Origin of the sequence: Paenalicyclobacillus ferrooxydans, from assembly GCF_001399675.1 — a bacterium.
GTDB classification, from domain to species: domain Bacteria; phylum Bacillota; class Bacilli; order Alicyclobacillales; family Alicyclobacillaceae; genus Alicyclobacillus_B; species Alicyclobacillus_B ferrooxydans.
Map to the genome: position 1 here is coordinate 1 of NZ_LJCO01000084.1, position 4,683 is coordinate 4,683.

The window sequence follows — 4,683 nt, forward strand, 5'->3', positions numbered from 1 at the left end:
GGTTGTTCCTTTTCGTGGATTTGGACAGTACTACCTGTTCTCCATGATAAGGAACTTTTTATTTGTTCACAGAGTTAAAACACCGAATCATATGAACATTATGAATAACATTAATGCAACGCTAGTGAGGTTTTGAAGGAGTTCAACTAATTCCTTTAAGTCCAGCGCATTGTACGGGGTGACCGGTTTGGAATCTTGGATACGATATCGATCTGTCCACGATTCCGGAACGGAAATGACAGTAGAGTTAGTTTGAAGAGAGTACAGGGGAGTCCCATTAATGTGTTTTACTTTAAGCAGCGCAAAGGTCTGCCCGCAGAGAGGGTGGAATGGATGGGTGATGGTTGCAGATTCCGAAAGAGGATTGAGCTGAAGTGCATTTTGCACTGACCGTCCCCACGATCCACGATCGTGTATGTCAGGCTATCCATAAAATGGCTATGGAACCGGAATGGGATATTCAGTTTGAACCCAATTCCTACGGATTTCGTCCAAGTCGTTCCACATGGGATGCTATCGAACAAGTGTTTATTATGTTGGGTAAGCGCCGTTCCCCCCAATGGGTAATCGAAGGTGACATTAAAGGATTCTTTGATAACGTCGACCACGACAAGTTGCTAGCCAAGCTGGCCCCGGAAGACCGAGTGTTTGTCAGGCGAATGTTAAAGGCTCCTGTCGTTGACCCAAAAGAAGGTGTAATCCAAAGTACAAAGGGTACACCTCAGGGAGGAATCTTGTCTCCGCTTCTGGCCAACATTGCACTTCACGGTATGGAAAGGGACCTGAGAGAACTTTCCTTCCAAATGAAGTTTGGCTCATGCAGAGACATGCCCGGTATCAACGTGGTTCGATACGCTGACGACTTTCTCATCTCCTGTAAAACAAAGGAGCAAGCCGAACGATTCATTCCAGTGGTAGCCCATTGGTTAAAGGAGCACGTTGGCGTCGAACTAAGCTTGGAGAAAACGAAAATCGCTCACGTCGATGAGGGATTCAATTTTCTTGGTTTCAACGTTCGAAAGTACAACGGCAAGCCGCTCATCAAGCCGTCCAAGGACAGCAAATTGTCTATCCTACGAAAGGTAAAAGAAATACTGGACTCCAGCAAAACGGCCAAAGTGGAAACCATCATTCGTGTACTTAATCCGCTTCTTCGTGGATGGGCGAATTATTACAGTTCGGAGGTCAGTAAAAAGGCTTTCACTTACTGTGACTACCGAATCCATCAAATGCTTTGGCGATGGGCGGCCCGTAGGCACCCAATGAAAAACGCCAAATGGATTAGAGCTAAGTACTTCGCCCGGCGTGGTGACCGAGACTGGGTATTCACGGATGGACGTCAGGACATTTTTCACCTGTTCAAAGTTCGTATTATCCGTCACATCAAGATTCAGGGGAACCGCTCGCCATATCGCACTAGTGATAAGGACTACTTTGACTACCGGCGAAAACAATTGCTCTGGAAACGACTCGACGGCTTTCAAAAGAGGGTCGTTAAAAAGACCGACGGCAGATGTGGACTGTGTGGACGTTTCATTGCGGAAGAACACCTCCGAAAATGGCAACAGAACGGGGAAAACAATATTGTCTTCCACTCTATGATTCCGCCCCGTCTGGGTGGCCGCAATACGGTTGAAAATGTATTCATCACGCATCGTTGGTGTCGTGAACAGTTATATAGGAAACTTGGGCGCGATACGATGCCGGACAATCCCCAGCGTTTCTTATCTCCAAGGGAAGCCATTGTAAATGGGAAGATTGTATTCGGTAAGTGAATCCAAAGCCGCTGACAAACAAGGTTGCGGATACTGCAGGATGGCCTGAGCCAGATGAGGCGAAAGCTTCATGTCCGGTTCTTAAGGGGGAAGGGAGCCGCAAGGTTCCCGACCTACGTGCGCCCGGCATGGGCGTTGTCTATACGGTGAAAGTCCGGAATGGTGGAGGTAGCAGTAGCCATTAGCTTAAGCCAAGGGTGTCCACCGTGAGGTGGAATCTGAAGGAAGGCGGCGGCAAATCTCCGGCCCGAGGAACACAAACCTCATGTGAGGCTAGCGACAGTTGGGTGAGTCTGCGTAGCAAGACAAAGCCCATGCTACCGAAGGCTGTCGGGAGTAGATGGGGCGGGTATATGGAGAGAAAGACAACGTTCTTACCCGGGGAGGTCTGCCCCAAGCCAGCAAGTCTGGTAACCACCGTCGAGAGACGGTGCTGAAGGGCAGAAGTCAGCAGAGGTCATAGTACCTGCGCAGAGATGACTGAGTAGGGAAGGACCGAACATGATTGTGAGGGCTGTTCATGGCAAGTTCGAGTGAGAAGCAAAGAAAGCTGAAAATCCCATTAGGGAGCTCTCCTCAGAAGAAGGTGGTGAATCCACGGGAGGCTGAGGAAGTGCCGAGTTTCTCTCCGGCACGACCCAATGAATCAACCCGCGAAGTCGATTGTATCAACCTGATGGAATGGATAGTAGAGCGGAGAAACTTGCTTGAGGCCCTCCACAGGGTGGAGAAAAACAAAGGGGCAGCCGGTGTCGACGGCATGGAGATAAAGTATCTCCGACAATTCCTGATGGAACACTGGGACGGCATCCGAGAAGAACTCCTTGAGGGAACCTATCGACCAATGCCCGTACGTCGAGTCGAGATACCGAAACCAGACGGAGGCGGGGTTCGTTTATTAGGAATCCCCACAGTGCTCGATCGGCTCATCCAGCAGGCCATTCAGCAAATTCTAATGCCTATCTTTGACCCTGAATTCTCTCCGTATAGTTATGGATTCCGCCCAGGATACAGTGCACACGACGCCATCAAACAAGCCCGGAACTATGTGGCTCAGGGATATCGATGGGTAGTGGATATGGACCTAGAGAAGTTCTTCGACCGCGTCCACCACGACATGCTCATGGCACGTGTGGCGCGGAAGGTCAGTGACAAACGACTCCTCAAACTGATACGAGCATATCTACAAGCCGGCGCTATGATTGGCGGACTGCGTGTGATCTCGGAAGAGGGAGTCCCGCAGGGCGGGCCGCTGAGTCCTCTTCTCGCGAATATCATGCTGGATGACTTGGACAAAGAGCTGATGCAACGAGGTCATCGATTCGTCAGGTATGCTGATGACAACAACGTCTATGTGCGTAGTCGCCGGGCCGGAGAACGGGTCATGAAGAGCATTACTGAATTTGTGGAAAAGCGGCTCAAACTCAGGGTAAACCGAGAGAAGAGTGCGGTCGACCACCCATGGAAGCGCAAGTTCCTTGGGTTTACGTTCACATACCATCCAGAACCAAAGATAAGAGTGGCACCGAAGTCACTGAAGCGGTTTAAGGACAAGGTTCGAGAGCTCACGAAACGCAACCGCGGCCAGTCGATGGCATCGCGGATCGATGCTCTCAACAAGTACTTACGGGGATGGAGTGGGTACTACCGGCACTCTGAATGGAGAAGCACTTTCAAAGAACTCGACCAATGGATACGACGAAGGCTGAGAATGTGTATGCTGAAACAATGGAAGGAGCCCAAGACGAAACGCAGGAAACTCGTTGGTCTGGGAATACCCTTTGATTGGGCCAGCCGTATCAGTGCATCACGAAAAGCTTCTTGGCGCCTCTCGAACACCCCTCAAGTCAGCAAAGCCCTCGGTCTTCAATACTGGCAGGACCGAGGACTCGTGAGCTTGGTTGAAAGATACGACGCACTTCGTTTCACAACATGAACCGCTGTATACCGAACGGTACGTACAGTGGTGTGAGAGGTCGGGGGCTAGCCGCCCCCTCCTACTCGATCCGGTCAAGGCCAAGCTGGGGGTTACAGTAAAGTCACCGTGGATGCGCCGAACATTGAGACCAGTATCCTCTAATTGTTGGTAACGCCGGTTACGAACAAGAAAGGTGACGTTAGCTCCGGAAGACGCTAGTCGACCTCCAAAGTAACCGCCAACAGCCCCGGCTCCTAATATGACAAAGTTCATCGTTGTCCCTCCGTGTACTGGCTTGATAAGTAGGTTGCACACCCAATGGTGACACAATTGAGTTGTATGAGACTGTGAAGTACATTACGGAAGGATTACTTACCATTGGTCAACAATATAGGGAGGAAACGAACTGCACGTAACGCATAGTGGGAGGGGAATCAAATGGCAGATAAATTTCTTATCGTTATCCAAGCAGGACCGAATGAGTTAGCTAAGGCGCTTCATGCTCTACTGTACGGGCAAGAACTCCATGACGCTGGCTATGCTGTACAGATTATGTTCGATGGAGCGGGAACCACGTGGGTAAAGGAGTTTAAGAATCCCGAGCATAAATACTTTGATGTATACAAGCATGTTGAATCGCTTGGGATCGTCGCCGGGGCATGTGAATACTGTGCCAATGCGTTTGGTGTCGTTGAGCAGGTGAAGGGGGCTGGTGTGCCGTTATGGGGTGAAGCAGGCGGACACCCGAGCCTCGTAAAATATGTGAAGGAAGGCTACACACCGCTGATTTTGTAAAGTGCGATACAAGTCAACGTAGGCATCTGACGCCCGTAAAAGCCACTCAAATCGAGTGGCTTTTACTTATGGTGCGCCCGGCATGGGCGATAACTTGGCGGTGCAAGTCCGCTGCGGAGGTTGGCTGTTACCAACCGCTAGCCAAGAGCAAGGGTGCCGACCGTGAGGTGGGATCTGGAGGAAGCTGGAGGCAAA

Annotated in this window: 4 protein-coding genes and 1 pseudogene; 3 read left to right on the forward strand and 2 right to left on the reverse strand. The window is 50.5% G+C overall.

Annotation, left to right across the window (positions count from 1 at the left end):
• Nucleotides 1-87 precede the first annotated feature (87 nt).
• On the reverse strand, nt 88-387 hold the full coding sequence (locus AN477_RS25965) for a DUF5372 family protein (protein WP_169787929.1): 300 nt from the start codon (nt 385-387) through the stop codon (nt 88-90).
• Between AN477_RS25965 and ltrA (AN477_RS19460) the strand changes: the two genes are divergently transcribed.
• On the forward strand, nt 375-1,775 hold the full coding sequence (gene ltrA, locus AN477_RS19460; RefSeq protein WP_054970854.1) for a group II intron reverse transcriptase/maturase: 1,401 nt from the start codon (nt 375-377) through the stop codon (nt 1,773-1,775). The two genes, AN477_RS25965 and ltrA (AN477_RS19460), sit on opposite strands and share 13 nt — an antisense overlap.
• A gap of 676 nt (nt 1,776-2,451) precedes the next feature.
• A complete protein-coding gene (ltrA, locus tag AN477_RS19465) occupies nt 2,452-3,711 on the forward strand; it encodes a group II intron reverse transcriptase/maturase (RefSeq protein ID WP_054970856.1) in 1,260 nt (419 codons plus the stop codon).
• An 81-nt stretch (nt 3,712-3,792) separates the two neighbouring features.
• On the opposite strand, the pseudogene AN477_RS23975 reads toward ltrA (AN477_RS19465), so the two are convergent.
• A pseudogene (locus AN477_RS23975) lies at nt 3,793-3,966 on the reverse strand (2-dehydropantoate 2-reductase N-terminal domain-containing protein); the annotation flags it as partial.
• A 165-nt stretch (nt 3,967-4,131) separates the two neighbouring features.
• On the opposite strand from AN477_RS23975, the gene AN477_RS19470 reads away from it, so the two are divergent.
• A complete protein-coding gene (locus tag AN477_RS19470; protein WP_054970855.1) occupies nt 4,132-4,488 on the forward strand; it encodes a DsrE family protein in 357 nt (118 codons plus the stop codon).
• The last annotated feature ends 195 nt before the right edge of the window (nt 4,489-4,683 follow it).